Annotated in this window: 15 protein-coding genes and 2 pseudogenes; 11 read left to right on the top strand and 6 right to left on the bottom strand. The window is 72.9% G+C overall.

Features of this window, described 5'->3' with window-relative positions; all coding sequences use genetic code 11:
- The 4 genes from C1N81_RS37170 (at window position 1) to C1N81_RS37155 (ending at window position 5,839) form a co-directional block, all read left to right on the top strand.
- Window positions 1-2,565: an ABC transporter permease gene (locus C1N81_RS37170; RefSeq protein WP_394435777.1), complete on the top strand. Its 2,565-nt coding sequence runs from the start codon at window positions 1-3 to the stop codon at window positions 2,563-2,565.
- Window positions 2,566-2,823: 258 nt separating this feature from the next.
- Window positions 2,824-3,300 (top strand): GNAT family N-acetyltransferase, encoded by a 477-nt coding sequence (locus C1N81_RS37165; RefSeq protein ID WP_394438477.1) that lies wholly within the window; start codon window positions 2,824-2,826, stop codon window positions 3,298-3,300.
- Window positions 3,301-3,485: 185 nt separating this feature from the next.
- Window positions 3,486-4,829, top strand: a complete 1,344-nt coding sequence (locus tag C1N81_RS37160) for a hemolysin family protein (RefSeq protein WP_394435776.1) — start codon at window positions 3,486-3,488, stop codon at window positions 4,827-4,829.
- Window positions 4,826-5,839 (top strand): hemolysin family protein, encoded by a 1,014-nt coding sequence (locus C1N81_RS37155; RefSeq protein ID WP_394435775.1) that lies wholly within the window; start codon window positions 4,826-4,828, stop codon window positions 5,837-5,839. Before C1N81_RS37160 ends, C1N81_RS37155 begins: the two co-directional genes overlap by 4 nt.
- A 19-nt stretch (window positions 5,840-5,858) precedes the next feature.
- On the opposite strand, the gene C1N81_RS37150 is transcribed toward C1N81_RS37155, so the two are convergent.
- Complete coding sequence (locus C1N81_RS37150; RefSeq protein WP_394435774.1) at window positions 5,859-6,110, bottom strand: holin; 252 nt, start codon at window positions 6,108-6,110, stop codon at window positions 5,859-5,861.
- Between the two features lie 169 nt (window positions 6,111-6,279).
- Between C1N81_RS37150 and C1N81_RS37145 the strand changes: the two genes are divergently transcribed.
- The 3 genes from C1N81_RS37145 to mug all read left to right on the top strand — a co-directional run bounded on the left by C1N81_RS37145 (window position 6,280) and on the right by mug (window position 9,251).
- Window positions 6,280-7,056 (top strand): SGNH/GDSL hydrolase family protein, encoded by a 777-nt coding sequence (locus C1N81_RS37145; protein WP_394435773.1) that lies wholly within the window; start codon window positions 6,280-6,282, stop codon window positions 7,054-7,056.
- Window positions 7,057-7,260: 204 nt separating this feature from the next.
- Window positions 7,261-8,700, top strand: coding sequence for an adenylosuccinate lyase (gene purB / locus C1N81_RS37140; RefSeq protein ID WP_394435772.1), 1,440 nt, complete (start codon window positions 7,261-7,263; stop codon window positions 8,698-8,700).
- Window positions 8,701-8,705: 5 nt separating this feature from the next.
- Window positions 8,706-9,251 carry a G/U mismatch-specific DNA glycosylase gene (mug, locus tag C1N81_RS37135; RefSeq protein ID WP_394438475.1) on the top strand — a complete coding sequence of 182 codons (546 nt, stop codon included), beginning with the start codon at window positions 8,706-8,708 and terminating at the stop codon, window positions 9,249-9,251.
- Window positions 9,252-9,258: 7 nt separating this feature from the next.
- Here mug and C1N81_RS37130 read toward each other — a convergent pair whose 3' ends face one another.
- The 3 genes and pseudogenes from C1N81_RS37130 to C1N81_RS37120 all read right to left on the bottom strand — a co-directional run.
- Window positions 9,259-10,062, bottom strand: a complete 804-nt coding sequence (locus C1N81_RS37130) for an SAM-dependent methyltransferase (RefSeq protein WP_394435771.1) — start codon at window positions 10,060-10,062, stop codon at window positions 9,259-9,261.
- Window positions 10,063-10,158: 96 nt separating this feature from the next.
- Complete coding sequence (locus tag C1N81_RS37125; RefSeq protein ID WP_394435770.1) at window positions 10,159-10,578, bottom strand: hypothetical protein; 420 nt, start codon at window positions 10,576-10,578, stop codon at window positions 10,159-10,161.
- An 80-nt stretch (window positions 10,579-10,658) separates the two neighbouring features.
- Window positions 10,659-10,799 (bottom strand): annotated as a pseudogene (locus tag C1N81_RS37120) (ABC transporter permease); the annotation flags it as partial.
- Here C1N81_RS37120 and C1N81_RS37115 point away from each other — a divergent pair.
- The 3 genes and pseudogenes from C1N81_RS37115 to C1N81_RS37105 all read left to right on the top strand — a co-directional run.
- Window positions 10,793-11,236, top strand: a pseudogene (locus C1N81_RS37115) (sensor histidine kinase); the annotation flags it as partial. The pseudogenes C1N81_RS37120 and C1N81_RS37115 sit on opposite strands and share 7 nt — an antisense overlap.
- A gap of 48 nt (window positions 11,237-11,284) precedes the next feature.
- Complete coding sequence (locus C1N81_RS37110; protein ID WP_394435769.1) at window positions 11,285-11,776, top strand: response regulator transcription factor; 492 nt, start codon at window positions 11,285-11,287, stop codon at window positions 11,774-11,776.
- 129 nt (window positions 11,777-11,905) lie between these two features.
- Complete coding sequence (locus tag C1N81_RS37105) at window positions 11,906-13,060, top strand: ROK family transcriptional regulator (protein WP_394435768.1); 1,155 nt, start codon at window positions 11,906-11,908, stop codon at window positions 13,058-13,060.
- Between the two features lie 268 nt (window positions 13,061-13,328).
- Here the strand turns inward: C1N81_RS37105 and C1N81_RS37100 are convergent, their stop codons facing one another.
- Both C1N81_RS37100 and sigJ read right to left on the bottom strand, forming a co-directional pair.
- Window positions 13,329-14,090: a GntR family transcriptional regulator gene (locus C1N81_RS37100; RefSeq protein ID WP_394435767.1), complete on the bottom strand. Its 762-nt coding sequence runs from the start codon at window positions 14,088-14,090 to the stop codon at window positions 13,329-13,331.
- A 250-nt stretch (window positions 14,091-14,340) separates the two neighbouring features.
- Window positions 14,341-15,234, bottom strand: coding sequence for an RNA polymerase sigma factor SigJ (gene sigJ, locus C1N81_RS37095; protein ID WP_394435766.1), 894 nt, complete (start codon window positions 15,232-15,234; stop codon window positions 14,341-14,343).
- A gap of 125 nt (window positions 15,235-15,359) precedes the next feature.
- On the opposite strand from sigJ, the gene C1N81_RS37090 reads away from it, so the two are divergent.
- A complete protein-coding gene (locus C1N81_RS37090; protein ID WP_394435765.1) occupies window positions 15,360-16,190 on the top strand; it encodes an alpha/beta fold hydrolase in 831 nt (276 codons plus the stop codon).
- The last annotated feature ends 70 nt before the right edge of the window (window positions 16,191-16,260 follow it).

Genomic DNA, 16,260 nt, shown 5'->3' with positions numbered 1-16,260 from the left:
ATGCTGAAGGCGACGCTGCGGAGCTTCCTCGCGCACAAGGGGCGTCTGACGCTGTCGGCGCTGGCCGTGATCCTGTCCGTGGCGTTCGTCGCGGGCAGCCTGATCTTCTCCGACACGGTGGCCCGCACCTTCGACCGGCTGTTCGCCTCGACCTCGGCCGACGTGCGGGTCGGCCCGAAGGAGGACGGCCTGAGCGAGGCGGTGCCCTCCGGTGAGGTGCGGACGGTGCCCGCGTCGCTCGCCCTGCGGCTCAGGACGGTCGACGGGGTCGCCGCCACGCACATCGACGCCGAGGTCGAGAACATCACGGTCGTCGACCGGCACAACGACTCGGTCGGGCCGACCACCGGCGCCCCGACCATCGCCACCAACTGGGAGCCCACCGACCGCAGTCCGGTCCGCCTGACGTCCGGCCACGCGCCCCGGGGCGGCGGGGAGGCGCTGCTCGACGCGGACACCGCCGACAAGAAGCACGTACGGATCGGGGACACGCTGACGGTGCTGGCGCGGCCCGGCTCGTTCACGGTCGATGTCGTCGGCATCGCGACGTTCCGCACGACCAACCCGGGCGCCGCCCTGGTGTTCCTGGACACCCGCACCGCGCAGCGCCGGCTGCTCGGCGGCGTCGGCCGGGCGACGAGCATCTCGCTCGACGCGGTGGACGGCGTGAGCGACGCGCAGCTGAAGCGGAACGTGGCGCAACGCCTGGGCAACGCCTACAAGTTGCAGACCGCGGACGAGGACGCCAAGTCGTCCGCCGAGGATCTCGGGGGCTTCCTCGACGTCATCAAGTACGTGATGCTGAGCTTCGCCGGGATCGCCGTCCTGGTGGGTGTGTTCCTGATCGTCAACACGTTCTCGATGCTGATCGCCCAGCGCACCCGTGAGCTGGGGCTGCTGCGGGCGCTCGGCGCCGACCGGCGGCAGGTGCGGCGTTCGGTGCTGACGGAGGCGGTCCTGCTCGGGCTGGTCAGTTCGGCGGTCGGGCTCGGGCTCGGGGTGGGGCTCGCCGCGGGGCTGATCCGGCTCATGAGCGTCTTCGGGATGAACCTCAAGTCGACGGAGATGGTGGTCGGGTGGGGCACGCCCGTCGCCGCGTTCGCGGTGGGGGTCGGGGTCACGTTCGTGGCCGCGTACCTGCCCTCGCGGCGGGCGTCCCGCGTCTCCCCCATGGCGGCGCTCGCGGACGCCGAGATCGCCGGAGTGGGGCGGCCGCTGCGGGTGCGCGCGCTCGTCGGCCTGCTGGTCGGCGCGGCGGGCGCGGCCGCGCTCGTCGGCTGCGCGCTCGCGACCGGCACCGGGACGGCCGGTTCGCTGCTCGCCCTCGGCATCGTGCTGACGCTGCTCGCCACGGTCGTCGCGGGGCCGTTGCTCGTGCGCCCGGTGATCCGGGTGCTCGGCGCCGCGTTCCCGGCCGTGTTCGGCCCGGTCGGCCGCATGAGCCAGCGCAACGCGCTGCGCAACCCGCGCCGCACCGGCGCCACCGCGAGCGCCCTCATGGTCGGGCTCGCGCTGGTCGCGGGCATGTCGGTGGCGAGCGCCTCGATGAGCAAGTCGTTCGACGAACAGATCGACAAGACGCTCGGCGCCGACTTCACCGTGCAGAACGCCAACTTCGCGCCGTTCCCGCAGGAGGTCACCGAGAAGGTCAAGGACACCGAGGGCGTCGGCCTCGTCGTACGGCAGCGGTTCACACCCGTCGCGGTGCACATGCCGGACGGCACACGTGTCGAGACGACCGCCGCCGGGTATGAACCGCGGCTCGACGACGTGGCACACGTGACGTATGCGCAGGGCGACACCGCGGCGGCCCTCGCGCCCCGCCACCTCGCGCTGCAGAAGGACTACGCGGACGAGCACGGGGCGCGGGTCGGCAGTGTGCTGCGGGTCGAACTGCCCGGCGGGCGTCGCGCCGCGCTCCGGGTGGGCGCCCTCACCGACCAGGAGGGCGGCGGCTTCGGCATGCGGGGCGGCTTCTTCATGGGGCTCGCCACGCTGGAACGTTACGTTCCCGGCGGCCAGGACTCGGCGGTCTACGTGAACGCGGCGCCCGGCACCTCGGCGGACACCCTGCGCGCGAACCTGGAGAAGACGCTCGACCCGTACCCGCAGGTGCAGGTCCGCGACCTGGCCGACTACAAGAAGCTCGTCCACGACCAGATCGCCGTGCTGCTCTACCTCGTGTACGCGCTGCTCGGCCTGGCGATCGTCATCGCGGTCCTCGGCGTGGTCAACACCCTCGCCCTGTCGGTCGTCGAGCGGACCCGGGAGATCGGGCTGTTGCGGGCGATCGGGCTCGCGCGGCGGCAGTTGCGGCGCATGATCCGCCTCGAATCGGTGGTGATCGCGGTGTTCGGCGCGGTCCTCGGGCTCGCCCTGGGTCTGGTGTGGGGCGTGGCCGCGCAGCAGGTCCTGGCCCTTGAGGGGATGGAGGCGCTGGCGATCCCGTGGACGACGATCGTGGCGGTGGTCGTCGGTTCGATCCTGGTCGGTCTCGCGGCAGCGCTGCTGCCCGCGCTGCGCGCGTCGCGGATGAACGTGCTCGCGGCGATCGCCCACGAGTAGCTCCGCGGGGTTGCGGTGCGGGCGGCGTCCGGCATCTGAAATGGGCGGCGCCGCCGGGGAGGCCGGTGGTGGGATCGAACCATGACCATGAGTGATCTCGAAGACGGCCCGCGTGACGGACACACCGGCGACTCCCACCGTGACGACCCCGGCAACGCCCACCGTGACGACCCTGGCAACGCCCGCCGGGGCCTCCCCCGCGATGTCCTCAGCGATCTCCCCCGCGATGCCCCCCGCGCTCTCCCCGAAGGGCTTCGCATACGCCCCGCCTCCCCCGCCGACCTCGACGCCGTCCTCGCCTTCTGGAAGACGGCCGCGGAAGGCACCAGCATCAGCGACGACCGCGCGGGCGTGGAGCGGCTCGTGGCGCGGGACCCGGAGGCGCTGCTCCTCGCGGAGCGGTCCGGCGGTCAGCGTCCCGACGGGAAGCTCGTTGGTGAGGAGCTCGTCGACGGGAAGCCCGTCGACGGGGAGCTCGTCGGGACGGTCATCGCCGGGTTCGACGGCTGGCGGTGCCACCTCTACCGGCTCGCCGTCCGGCCGGACGCCCGCAGGCAGGGCATCGGCTCGGCGCTGCTCGCCGCCGCCGAGGAACGGTTCGTGGCGCTGGGCGGGCGGCGCGGCGACGCGATGGTGCTCGACCGCAACGAGCGGGCCCACGCCGCGTGGGACGCCGCCGGGTACGCGCGCGAGCCGCAGTGGAGCCGCTGGGTGAAACCGCTGGTCGAGGGGTGAGACCGGCGCGAACGGCGACCGCACTTTGCCGATCCTTTACTATGGAGGTGTCACCCCGACTTCTGCGAAAGGTGTGAGCGTCCGCCCATGGGCGAGCCCCCTAGTACCCGGTCCCTTCCTCCGCACGGTCCGCGCGAGCGCGCGGCACTCCCGCCCCTGGCCGATCATGGGACGGAGGTGACCCGATGACCGAAGTGCTACTGCTCGCCGTCGCAGTGCTGCTCTCGCTGGCCTGCGGCGCTTTCGTCGCGGCGGAGTTCTCGCTCACCACCGTCCAGCGCGGCGACCTCGAAATGGCCGCCGAGCGAGGTGAGCGGGGTGCCACCGGCGCCCTGAAGGCCGTACGGAACCTGACGTTCCAGCTCTCCGGCGCCCAGCTCGGCATCACCGTCACCAACCTGGTGGTCGGCATGCTCGCCGAGCCGTCCATCGCCAAGCTCATCGCGGGGCCGCTCGAAGCGGTCGGCGTCCCGGGCTCGGCGTCCACGTCCGTGGCGCTCGTCCTCGGCACCGCCCTGTCGACCGTCTTCCTGATGGTCGTCGGCGAACTGGTGCCGAAGAACTGGGCGATCTCGTCACCGCTGGCCGTCGCCAAGCGGGTGGCGACGCCGCAGCGCTGGTTCAGCGCGGCGTTCCGCCCGTTCATCACGCACCTGAACAACACCGCGAACCGCCTCGTACGCCGCTTCGGCATCGAGCCGACCGAGGAGCTGGCCTCCGCGCGCGGACCGCAGGAGCTGATGGCGCTCGCCCGGCACTCCGCCAAGGAGGGCTCCCTCGAGGCGGACACCGCCGAGCTGTTCGTCCGCACGCTCAACCTGGCCGACCTGACCGCCGAGAACGTGATGACGCCCCGTGTCCAGGTCATGGCCCTGGACACGCAGGCGACGTGCGAGGACGTGGCGAACGCGACCCGCGCGACCGGCCTGTCCCGCTTCCCCGTCTACCGCGGCAGCCTCGACTCCGTCGTCGGCGTCGCGCACATCAAGGACATCCTGGCGGTGCCCGCCGAGCAGCGGCCCCGCAAACGCGTCGAGGAACTGCTGCGCGAGCCGCTGCTCGTCCCGGAGACGCTGACCGTGGACCGGCTGCTCGACCGGCTGTCCGGCAAGCGCACCATGGCCGTCGTCATCGACGAGTACGGCGGCACCGCCGGCGTCGCCACCCTGGAGGACATCGTCGAGGAGGTCGTCGGCGAGGTCCGCGACGAGCACGACCCGCACGAGACCCCCGACATCGCCGCGGCCGGCACCGACGAGGACGGCCGCACCCTGTACTCGGCCGACGGCGCCGCCCGCACTGACCAGCTCGCGCGCGTGGGGCTGCGGATACCCGACGGCCCCTACGAGACGCTGGCCGGACTCGTCGCCTCCGAACTGGGCCGGATCCCGGACGTCGGCGACCGCGTCGAGGTCGCCGGATGGCGGCTCGACGTCGTGGACGCACAGGGCCACCGCGCCGCCCGCGTCCTGCTGCACGCGCCGCCCACCGGCACCGACACCGACACGCCCCGGGAGGAGGCCCGATGACCGCCGTCCAGTTGCTGATCGGCCTGGCGACCCTGGTCGTCAACGCCTTCTTCGTCGGCGCCGAGTTCGCGCTGATCTCCGTACGCCGCAGCCAGATCGAGCCCCACGCGGAGGACGGCAACCGGCGCGCGCGCAGCGTCCTGTGGGGCCTGCAGCACGTGTCGGCGCTGCTCGCCGCGGCACAGCTCGGCATCACCTTGTGCACCCTGGTGCTCGGCATCGTCGCCGAGCCGGCCATCGCGCACCTCCTGGAGCCGCTGTTCGACGCGGCCGGGGTGCCGCACGGCCTGGTCCACCCGATCTCGTTCGTGATCGCGCTGGCCGTGGCCACGTATCTGCACATGCTCCTCGGCGAGATGCTGCCGAAGAACATCGCCCTTGCCGAGCCGGTCCGCTCCGCATTGCTGCTCGGTCCGCCGCTCGTGGCGCTGGCGCGGGCGCTGCGCCCGGTCATCTTCACCATCAACGCCTTCGCCAACACGCTGCTCAGGCTCCTGCGCGTGGAGACGAAGGACGAGGTCACGGCGACGTTCTCGGATGCCGAACTGGCCCGCATGGTCAAGGACGCCTCCGAGGCGGGCCTGATCGACGACCGCGCGCAGGAACGCCTGCACGACGCGCTCGAACTGGGCCGGCGCCCCATCAAGGACGTCGTCCTGCCGCTGGAAAAGGTCGTCTACGCGCGCGTGGGCGTCACGCCCGAGCAGCTGGAGGAGCTGTCGGCGACGTCCGGGTTCTCCCGCTTCCCCGTCGTGGACGAGGGGCGCCGCATCGTCGGCTACCTGCACGTCAAGGACGCCCTCGACGCCATGCCGCGCGATCTGCCGTTCCGGGTGCCCGACATGCGGCCCATCGCGCGCGTGCGGGAGACGACGCCACTGGACGACGTGCTGACCGCCATGCGCGGCAGCCGGACGCACGTGGCGGCGGTCCTCGGCGCGGACGGCCGGCTCGCCGGGATGGTGACCATGGAGGACGTGCTGCGGGAGCTGTTCGGCCAGCCCGCGTGAGTCCTTGACGCGCCGGCGCTCAGCGGCTGTGCGGGCGCGCGCCGTCCTCGGTGGGCGTCTCCATGATCCCGGGGCCGCGCGCGCCGATCTCCGCCGTGCCGACCGCGGTGAGGACGGCGAGCAGGGTCGCGAGGCCCGCGGTGCCGAGCGCCGCGGCCCAGTCGACGTCGAGCAGGTTCGTCGCCCCGGCGACGAGGACGGCGGCCAGGGCCTGGGCGAAGGTCCTGATGGCGCGTTCGGCGGTGGCTTTCCAGAAGGCGGCGGTCCACATGGTGCGCTCCCCCGTGTGATGCGGTGACATGTGTGGCGACGCGTGCGGTGACGCGTGCGGTGACGTATGCCGTGCGGCGGTGTGTGCTTATTCGGCATACCGCCGTCCCGGGCCGCTGCCCAGACCTCCCGCGCGGGCGCCCGGGCGCCGGGATACCATTTTCGACGCCATGCAGACGAACCCCCACTACACCAGCCTTGTCGCGGTCGGCGACTCCTTCACCGAGGGCATGTCGGACCTGCTGCCCGACGGTTCCTACCGCGGATGGGCGGACCTGCTGGCCGCCCGGATGGCGGCGCGGACTCCCGGCTTCCGGTACGCGAACCTCGCCGTGCGCGGCAAGCTGATCCAGCAGATCGTCGACGAGCAGGTCGACGTGGCCGCCGCGATGAAGGCGGACGTGGTCACGCTCGTCGGCGGCCTCAACGACACCTTGCGGCCCAAGTGCGACATGGTCCGCGTACGGGACCTGCTCACGGAGGCCGTCGAGAAGCTCGCCCCCTCCTGTCAGCAACTCGTCCTGATGCGCAGCCCCGGGCGCAACGGCCCCGTCCTCGAACGCTTCCGCCCGCGCATGGAGGAGCTGTTCACCTGCGTGGACGAGCTGGCGGCGAAGTACGACGCGCTCGTCATCGACCTGTACGGGGTGCCCGTCCTCGCCGACCAGCGGATGTGGGACGTGGACCGGCTGCACCCGACGGCCGAGGGCCACCGGCGCATCGCCGAGGCCGTGTGGCAGGGCCTCGGCTACGAGGGCGAGTCGGAGTGGCGCACCCCGCTCGATGCCGCGGTGCTGCCGAACTGGCTGGCGCGCCGGGTGGCCGACGCCCGCTTCGCCAGGCAGCACCTCGTGCCGTGGATCGGACGCAGGCTGACCGGCCGCTCCTCGGGCGACGGACGCCCGCCGAAGCGGCCCGAACTGGCGCCCTGGGCGCAGCACGACTGAGAGTCCGGGGCACGGGCCGCCGCTGCCACCGCTGCCACCGCTGCCACCTCCGCGAACGGGGTGAGCCTCACCGTGCCCCCGAAGCGGAAGCGGGAGCAGGGTTCGCGAGGCGGGCCTGACCTGTAGGTTCCTCCAGCGCCTGTGCGTTCCTCCAGGCCCCGGCCGGTGCGGACCCTGTAGAGACGCCCGGTAAACTCCATACACGTGACTGCGCCTGCCAAGCCCCGTATCCCGAACGTTCTCGCCGGACGCTATGCCTCCGCCGAGCTCGCCACCCTCTGGTCGCCGGAGGAGAAGGTGAAGCTGGAGCGCCGGCTCTGGCTCGCCGTGCTGAAGGCCCAGAAGGACCTCGGGATCGAGGTGCCGGACGCCGCGATCGCCGACTACGAGCGCGTGCTCGACCAGGTCGACCTCGCCTCTATCGCCGAGCGCGAGAAGGTCACCCGGCACGACGTGAAGGCGCGGATCGAGGAGTTCAACGCGCTCGCCGGGCACGAGCAGGTCCACAAGGGCATGACCTCACGCGACCTGACGGAGAACGTGGAGCAGCTGCAGATCCGGCTCTCCCTCGAACTGGTCCGCGACCGCACCGTGGCCGTCCTCGCCCGCCTCGCCAAGCTGGCCGGGGAGTACGGCGAGCTGGTCATGGCGGGCCGCTCGCACAATGTCGCCGCGCAGGCCACCACGCTCGGCAAGCGCTTCGCGACCGCCACCGACGAGCTGCTCGTCGCGTACGGCCGCGTCGAGGAGCTGCTCACCCGCTACCCGCTGCGCGGCATCAAGGGCCCGGTCGGCACCGCGCAGGACATGCTCGACCTGCTCGGCGGCGATGCCGACAAGCTGGCGGACCTGGAGCAGCGGATCGCCGCGCACCTGGGCTTCAGCCAGGCGTTCACCTCGGTCGGCCAGGTCTACCCGCGCTCGCTCGACTACGAGGTCGTCACGGCGCTCGTGCAGTTGGCCGCCGCGCCCTCCTCCACCGCCAGGACGATCCGGCTGATGGCCGGGCACGAGCTGGTGACCGAGGGCTTCAAGCCCGGCCAGGTGGGCTCCTCGGCGATGCCGCACAAGATGAACACCCGCTCCTGCGAGCGCGTCAACGGCCTCATGGTCATCCTGCGCGGCTACGCGTCGATGACCGGCGAGCTGGCGGGCGACCAGTGGAACGAGGGCGACGTGTCCTGCTCCGTGGTCCGCCGCGTGGCCCTGCCCGACGCGTTCTTCGCGCTCGACGGCCTCCTGGAGACGTTCCTGACGGTGCTCGACGAGTTCGGCGCGTTCCCCGCCGTCGTCGCCCGCGAGCTCGACCGCTACCTGCCGTTCCTCGCCACGACGAAGGTCCTCATGGCGTCGGTGCGCGCGGGCGTGGGCCGCGAGGAGGCCCACGAGGCGATCAAGGAGAACGCGGTCGCCTCCGCCCTCGCCATGCGCGAGCAGGGCGCCGAGCGCAACGAGCTGCTCGACAAGCTGGCCGCCGACCCCCGTATCCCGCTCGACCGGGCGCAGCTCGACGCGCTGATGGCGGACAAGCTGTCCTTCACGGGCGCGGCTTCCGGCCAGGTGGCGCAGGTCGTCGCCCGGGTCGAGGAGATCGTGAAGCAGCACCCCGAGGCCGCCGGTTACACCCCCGGGGCGATCCTCTGACCCGCCTGACCCCCGCGGACCTGGAGGCCGCTCGCGACCGTCTGGTACCGGACGTCGTCGCGAGCGGCCTCTCCGTGCTGTTCTGCGGCATCAACCCGGGCCTGATGTCGGCGGCCCTCGGTCAGCACTTCGCGCGGCCCGGCAACCGCTTCTGGCCCGTCCTGCACCTCTCCGGCTTCACCCCGCGCCGCCTGCACCCCGACGAGCAGGAGGAGCTGCTCGCGTACGGGCTCGGCATCACGAACGTCGTCGCACGCGCCTCGGCACGCGCGGACGAGCTGAGCCCCGAGGAGTACCGGGAAGGCGGCCGTCTCCTGGAGGAGAAGGTCGCCCGGCTGCGGCCCCGCTGGCTCGCGGTGGTCGGCGTGACCGCGTACAGGTCGGCTTTCGCCGAGCCCAAGGCGAAGATCGGCCCGCAGGAGCGGACGATCGGCGGCGCCCGGGTGTGGGCGCTGCCCAACCCCAGCGGGCTGAACGCGCATTGGACGACGGAGACGATGGCGGAGGAGTTCGCGCGGCTCCGCGAGGCGGCGTCCTCCCCCGGCCGGTAGACGGCGGTTACGGCTTACGGGCCACCACCCCGAACTGGGCCACCAGCGGGCCCTCCGCCCCCTCCGCCGTGCGCCAGCGGGCGCAGGAGACGAGCCCCGGTTCGATCATCTCCAGGCCGTCGACGAAGGCGGCGACCTCGGCGCCGGTGCGGGCGGTGATCGGGGGCGTCGCGTTCTCGTTCCAGAACTTCATCGCCGCCTCGTTGCCCTCTCCGCCCAGCTCCAGGGTGGGGTGGGTCAGCACGACGTAGCTCCCCGACGGGATCGCCTCGACGAGCCGGTGCACGATGGCGGTGGCCTCGTCGGTGTCGACGACGAAGTTCAGGATGCCGAGGAGCATGACCGCGATCGGCTTCTCGAAGTCCAGCGTCTCCGATGCCGCCTTGACGATCGCGCGCGGGTCGCGCGCGTCCGCGTCCACGTAGCTGGTGGCGCCCTGGTCGGAGCTGGTGAGAAGCGCGCGGGCGTGGGTCAGCACGATCGGGTCGTTGTCCACGTAGACGACGCGCGCGTCGGGGGCGATGTGCTGGGCGACCTCGTGCGTGTTGTTCGCGGTGGGCAGTCCCGTGCCGATGTCGAGGAACTGCCGGATGCCCGCCTCCCCCGCGAGGAAGCTGACGGCCCGGCCCAGGAAGGCACGGTCGGCGCGGGCGACCTCGCCGATGCTCGGGTACATGGACGTGACCATGGAACCGACCTGTTCGTCGACCTCGTAGTGGTCCTTGCCGCCCAGCCAGAAGTTCCACACGCGGGCGTTGTGCGCGATGTGGCTGGCGATCCGCTCCTTGGGCTGCGCGCCGTCGTCGCTCATGTGCTCTCCCTGGGGTGTCGGGCGCCCCGGAGGGCCGGGCGCGACTCAAGATCCCATGGTGGCACGTGAGTTCCGTGAAGGGCGCCGCGGGCGCGGTCACGGCGGGGCCACGTCCGTGACGACAGCGAGCAGTTGGCAGGGCTGGTCGTCACCCTGCCGGGAGACGGCGAGGGCCACCCATCGCTCCCCGACGTTCCACAAGTGCAGGTCCTGGGCGCAGGCGCTGAGCCAGCCCCAGGGCTCGGGTATCTCCTCCCCCTGCTCGACGCCCCGGATGTGCACGCTCCACAGGCTCAGCCGGTACGGCTCCCCCCAGCGCCCGGTGAGCAGCGCGGTCAGTCCGTCCCGGTCGGCGTCCGCCTGCGCCTCCGCCAGGTCACGCGCCCCGCCCCGCTCGGTCAGTCCCGCCATGACGAACCCGGGCCCGCCCCAGCCCGCGGCGGACCCGCCGTGGTCGTCCGGGAAGGGGCCGGCCCACAACTGGTCGATCGTCGCGAGTTGCTCCGCGATGTTCATGCCTCCCAGTAAAGCGGCCCCCACTGACAACGGGCCGACGGGCCGTCAGGACCCGTTCGCCGTACCGTGCACGCGGCGGCTCAGGCGTCCCTGCGGCGCACGGCCCACCACCCGGCGAGCTGAGCCGCCGCGGCCCACGACGCGGTCACACCGAGCCCCGCCCACGGGCCCAGCGAGCCCACCGCGTCCTGCCGCAACACCTGTTGGCCCGCGCGGTCCGGAGGACCTGGAGCGGGTCCTCGTCGTCCTGCGCGAGGTGGAGCAACCGGTACGCGCGCGTCCCACGCTGTGCGAGGCGGACCGGTTGCTCGACTCGGCGCGGGCTTCGGGGGCGACGGTGGACATGACCGTGGAAGGCCCCCTGGAGACACTTCCCGGGCCCGTCTCCCGGGAGGGCTACCGCATCCTCCAGGAGGGGCTGACGAACGTGCTGCGGCACTGCGGCACCGTCCCGGTCCGTATCGCCCTCACCGTCGCCGACGGACGGCTCAGCCTGGACGTGCGCAACCACCTCCCGGCGGGGTTGCCGCCCGCGGCCGGGGGCACGGGGAGCGGTCTGCGCGGCGTGCGGGAGCGGGCCGCGCTGCTCGGCGGACGGGCGCGCGCCGGGCCTGTCGGCGACGAGTGGCGGGTCCGGGTCGAGCTGCCGGTCGCGTGATCCGCCGGCCCGGCCCGGCCCGCCGCACCGTGGCCTACGCTGGGCCGCGTGCCGCTCACCGTGCTCCTCGTCGACGACGAACCCCTGGTCCGCGCCGGTCTGCGCTCCGTCGAGCGGCCGCCGAAGATCCTCGTCGTCACCACCTTCGAGAACGACGCGTACGTGTACGGGGCGCTGCGCGCGGGCGCCGACGGGTTCCTGCTGAAGCGGGCGCGGCCCGCCGAGATCGTGCACGCGGTGCGGCTCGTCGCGGCGGGCGAATCGCTCCTCTTCCCGGCGGCGGTGCGCAAACTGGCCGCCGAGTACGGCAACGCGTCGGCGCGGGCCGCCATGGAGCGGGCCGCGCTCACCGACCGGGAGGCGGCCGTGCTGCGGCTCATGGCGCGCGGGCTGTCCAACGCGGAGATCGCCGCGGATCTCGTGGTCAGCACCGAGACGGTCAAGTCGCACGTGAGCGCCGTGCTCGCCAAGCTCGGGGCCCGGGACCGCACCCAAGCGGTGATCGCCGCCTACGAAAGCGGTTTCGTCGCGCCCGCGTGAAGGGGTGCCGTCCGTTTCAGGGGTGCCCGTGTGAGCATTCGTCGCCACATGAGTGCACCCGACCCTCGCCGGTGCCGGTCGCGGCGAGTACCATCCGGCGAACACGCGCAACTGCTGGGAGGACGGACGTTGGGGCAGCTGACCGGCGGAGATCCCTCTCTGCTCAGGCGGATCAACTCCGCGGTGGTGCTGCAAGCGCTGCGCTCCGCGGACTTCGCGACGCTCACCGAGATCACCCGGGTGACGGGTCTGTCGCGGCCGACCGTCGAAGGGGTCGTCGAGGGGCTCATCGAGGCCGGGTACGTCGTGGAGACCACCGTCGAGGAACCCGGCGCGCGGCGCCAGGGGCGGCCCGCACGGAAGTTCCGCTTCCGGGCCGAGGCGGGGCATCTGCTCGGCCTGGAGATCGGCCCCCACCGGGTCGCCGCGGTGCTCTCCGCGCTCGACGGGCGCGTCATCGGCTCCGCGTCCAAGGAGGTCGACGAGGCCGCGCCCGCGGAGGAGCGCATCGAGCGGCTGCGCGGGACCGTCGCCGATCTGCTGCGGCGGGCCGGTGTGGCGCGCAGCTCCCTGCGGGCGGTCGGCGTCGGCAGCCCCGGCATCGTCGAGGCCGACGGGACGGTACGGCTCGGTACGGCGCTGCCCGGGTGGACCGGGCTGCCGCTCGGCGAACGGTTGCGGCGCTCCTTCAAGTGCCCGGTGATCGTCGAGAACGACGCGAACACGGCGGCGATGGCCGAGCACTGGAAAGGGGCCGGTGTCGAGTCCGACGACATGGTGTTCGTCCTCGCCGGGCTGAGCCCCGGGGCCGGTGCGCTGATCGGCGGGCGCCTGCACCGGGGGTACGGGGGTGCCGCCGGGGAGATCGGGGCGTTGCATCTGCTGGGGCGCGGGGTGCGGCCCGAGACGCTGCTCTCCACCACCGACGAGCCCCTGCATCCGCTGGACGAGCAGGCCGTCGCCGAGGTGTTCGCCCTGGCCCGCAAGGGGGACGAGCGGGCCCAGGCCGCGATGGAGCGGTTCATTCAGCGCCTTGTGCACGATGTCGCGGCGCTTGTGCTCGCGCTCGATCCTGAGCTGGTGATTGTCGGCGGGTGGGCCGCGGGGCTCGACGGGGTGCTCGATCCGTTGCGGCGGGAGCTTGAGCGGTACTGTTTGCGGCCGCCCCGGGTTGCGTTGTCGTTGCTCGGGGAGGCGGCTGTGGCCACCGGGGCGTTGCGGCTGGCCCTTGACCATGTGGAGGCTCAGCTGTTTGCCATGGAGGGGGCGGTGTCAGCGCGGTGAGCTCCGCTGGTTGCCGGGTTCTCGTCCGGGGGCGCGGTCGCCGTTCGCGGGTTCACGTCGTGCGTGGCTGAGCGCGCCGTTCCCCGCGCCCCTGGCGGGGCCTATGCGTCGCCGCGTCTGCGGCGCCCACGGGGGAGGCCCGTCCTCGTCGTTCGCGGGTTCACCTCGTGCGTGGCTGAGCGCGCCGTTCCCCGCGCCCCTGGCGGGGCTGGGCGCCGGCCTTTGCCTCTGGCGCCCACGGGGCACGTCTGCTGGGCGCTCGGCTGCGTCAGGATGCCCTTGTCGCCGGGGTGTGGTGGATTTCTACTCCGGGCGTGTCGCCGAAGGTCAGGCGGCAGGTGTCCGCCCTGTACGTGGCCACGGAGACCGCCGCCGTGTCGCCCTCGCTGAAGTAGCGGGTGGTGACGACCAGGACGGGGGCGCCGGGGAGGCGGTCGAGTTCCTTGGCGTCGTCGGCGCGGGCCGAACCGAGTTCGACCGCGCGGTCCTGGCCGTCGAGGCCGAAGCGCTGGAGTTCGCGCAGGACGGCACGCGCGCGTGCGGCGCCGGACGGGGCGTCTATGGCCGTGAGGTCGGGCACTGAAGCCGACGGCACGTAGAGCAGTTCGGCGGCGACCGGCTGGCCGTGCGAGACGCGGGTGCGGCGCAGGACGTGCACGGTCTCGCCGGGCGCGGTGGCGAGCATCTCGGCGACCGCGGCCGGCGGCAGCGCCGGGGTGCAGTCGACGGCCTGCCACGCGTCCCCGCTGGCGCCGGGCCAGTCCTGGTCGGTGGAGGCGACGGCGACGCCCATGCGGGGCGGCGCGACGGTCGTGCCGACGCCGCGCCTGCGCTGGAGCCGTCCTTCGAGTTCGAGCTGCTCGAGCGCCTGGCGGAGCGTGGCGCGGGCGACGCCGAAGCGGGCCGCGAGATCACGCTCGTTCGGCAGGATCTCCCCGACGGCGAACTCGGAGTCGAGCGCCTCGCTGAGCACGGTCTTGAGGTGCCAGTACTTCGGCTCCGGTGCCGCTTCCAACTGCGTGGTCCCCACCCTGTCCTCCGCAACAGCCGTGCCCCGGCGGCTTTTTAGCGCCCTTGTTTATTAAAGGTTCCTGCACTAACTCTGCGAGAGTAGGGCCGCCTCCGGACTTGGTCAAGACCAATCCTCGGTCGGTTACCGTCCGCATGGGTGCTCTGCCGCAGAGCGTTCATGGAGGACCGCACTCCGTTCACACGGCGTTCGCACGGCACGCGAAGGGCCCGCCGGTCGACGACGACCGGCGGGCCCAGGGTTCCGACCGCTATGCGAGCGAGTGCAGCTTGTCCGGGTTGCGCACGATGTAGATGTACTGCACCTTGCCGTCGACGATGCCGAGCTGGAGGGCCGCGTCGAGCTTGTCCCCGTCGAGGGCGAGCAGTCCGACGCCGCCATTGATCTCGGTGAGGCGGAAGTCGAACCACTCCGCGCCGCCTTGGCGCGAGGCGCCCGCGACGAAGCGGCCCACCTTGTCGGCGGACTCGATGACGCGCACCGGCGCCTTGGACTTGCCGCCGCTGTCGCCGACGAGGCGCACGTCGGGGGCGAGCAGCGCCATGAGCCCGTCGAGGTCGCCCTCGGTCGCGGCGGCGAGGAACCGCTCGGTGAGGTCGCGTTGTTGCGCGGGGTCGACGTCGAAGCGGGGCCGCCGCTCCTCGACGTGCTTACGCGCGCGTGCGGCGAGTTGCCGCACGGCCGCCTCGCCGCGCTCCAGGGTGGCCGCGATCTCCGCGAACGGCAGCCCGAACGCCTCGCGCAGCACGAACACGGCGCGCTCGAGCGGGGAGAGCGACTCCAGGACGACGAGGACGGCGAGCGACACGGTGTCGGCGAGCACGGCCTGTTCGGCGGTGTCGGGCACGGTGGGCCCGAAGTCGGTGACGAGCGGTTCGGGGAGCCAGGGCCCCACGTAGGACTCACGCCGGGCCTGCACCTGGCGCAGCCGGTCGACGGCCAGGCGGGTCGTGATGCGCACCAGGTAGGCGCGGGGTTCGCGCACGTCGGCGCGGTCGGCCCGGGACCAGCGCAGCCACGCGTCCTGGACGACGTCCTCGGCGTCCGCGACGCGGCCCAGCATGCGGTAGGCCACGCCCATCAGGACGGGGCGGTGCTCCTCGAAGACGTCGATCGCTGCATCGGTGGCGGTCACGCCTCCCATCCCAACCCGGCGGAGTACGCACTGTCCAGGCGGAACCGGCACCTGTGAGCGTTCTCCCTCTTGAACTGCTCGCTACTGAGCGGTAATTGTTGCTGACAGGGTGTCTAAGGAATGGAGCGAGCGGCATGGCGGCACAAGCGTCCTTCAGCATCGAGCGGCCCGGCGGCCCGCGCACGGTGACCCTCGCCTACGAGCGCGCCGGCGCCGGTGAACCCCTGCTCCTGCTGCACGGCATCGGCCACCACTGGCAGGCGTGGGAGCCGGTGCTGCGGATCCTGGCCACCGAGCGCGACGTCATCGCCGTCGACCTGCCCGGTTTCGGCACCTCCCCGGCCCTGCCCGACGACTTCACCCACGACCTGGCCGGTGTCGTGCCGGTCCTGGCCGGGTTCTGCCGCGAGCTGGGCCTCGACCGGCCCCATGTGGCGGGCAATTCGCTCGGCGGACTGCTCGCCCTCGACATGGGCCGCGCACAGCTCGTCCGGTCCGTGACCGCGCTCTCCCCCGCCGGGTTCTGGACCGGGGCCGAGCGCCGCTACGCCTTCGGGACGCTGCTCGCGATGCGCCACGGCGCGCGGACGCTGCCGGTGCCGCTGGTGGAGCGGCTGTCCCGGTCGGCCGCCGGGCGCGCCGCGCTCACCGGCACCATCTACGCGCGCCCCGGGCGCCGTTCACCGGAGGCCGTGGTCGCCGAGACGCTCGCGCTGCGCCACGCGACCGGGTTCCACCGGACCCTCACCGCCGGCCGTGACGTGCTCTTCCGCGACGACATCCCCGAGATCCCGGTCACCGTCGCCTGGGGCTCGCGCGACCGTATCCTGCTGCGCCGCCAGGGGGTCCGCGCCAAGCGGGTCCTGCCCGGCGCCCGTCTGGTCCGGCTGCCCGGCTGCGGCCATGTGCCGATGAACGACGACCCGGCGCTCGTGGCCCGCGTCATCCTGGACACCAGCCGCTGACCGCCGGCTGAACGCGCCCGAGCCCAGGGCCACCCCCGCGCCCACGAGCGCGCTGCCGACGCCCTGGGCG

It is taken from the genome of Streptomyces sp. SGAir0957 (genome assembly GCF_043523415.1).
The sequence above is the reverse complement of the archived record's forward strand: the minus strand, read 5'-3'. Positions and strand labels throughout refer to the sequence as shown.

Bases quoted from the DNA above. Each gene is read 5' to 3' on its own strand.
- C1N81_RS37170 (WP_394435777.1), top strand. From the start codon at position 1: ATGCTGAAGGCGACGCTGCGGAGCTTCCTCGCGCACAAGGGGCGTCTG.
- C1N81_RS37160 (WP_394435776.1), top strand. From the start codon at position 3,486: ATGACCGAAGTGCTACTGCTCGCCGTCGCAGTGCTGCTCTCGCTGGCC.
- C1N81_RS37155 (WP_394435775.1), top strand. From the start codon at position 4,826: ATGACCGCCGTCCAGTTGCTGATCGGCCTGGCGACCCTGGTCGTCAAC.
- C1N81_RS37150 (WP_394435774.1), bottom strand. From the start codon at position 6,110: ATGTGGACCGCCGCCTTCTGGAAAGCCACCGCCGAACGCGCCATCAGG.
- C1N81_RS37145 (WP_394435773.1), top strand. From the start codon at position 6,280: ATGCAGACGAACCCCCACTACACCAGCCTTGTCGCGGTCGGCGACTCC.
- C1N81_RS37130 (WP_394435771.1), bottom strand. From the start codon at position 10,062: ATGAGCGACGACGGCGCGCAGCCCAAGGAGCGGATCGCCAGCCACATC.
- C1N81_RS37125 (WP_394435770.1), bottom strand. From the start codon at position 10,578: ATGAACATCGCGGAGCAACTCGCGACGATCGACCAGTTGTGGGCCGGC.
- sigJ (WP_394435766.1), bottom strand. From the start codon at position 15,234: ATGGGAGGCGTGACCGCCACCGATGCAGCGATCGACGTCTTCGAGGAG.
- C1N81_RS37090 (WP_394435765.1), top strand. From the start codon at position 15,360: ATGGCGGCACAAGCGTCCTTCAGCATCGAGCGGCCCGGCGGCCCGCGC.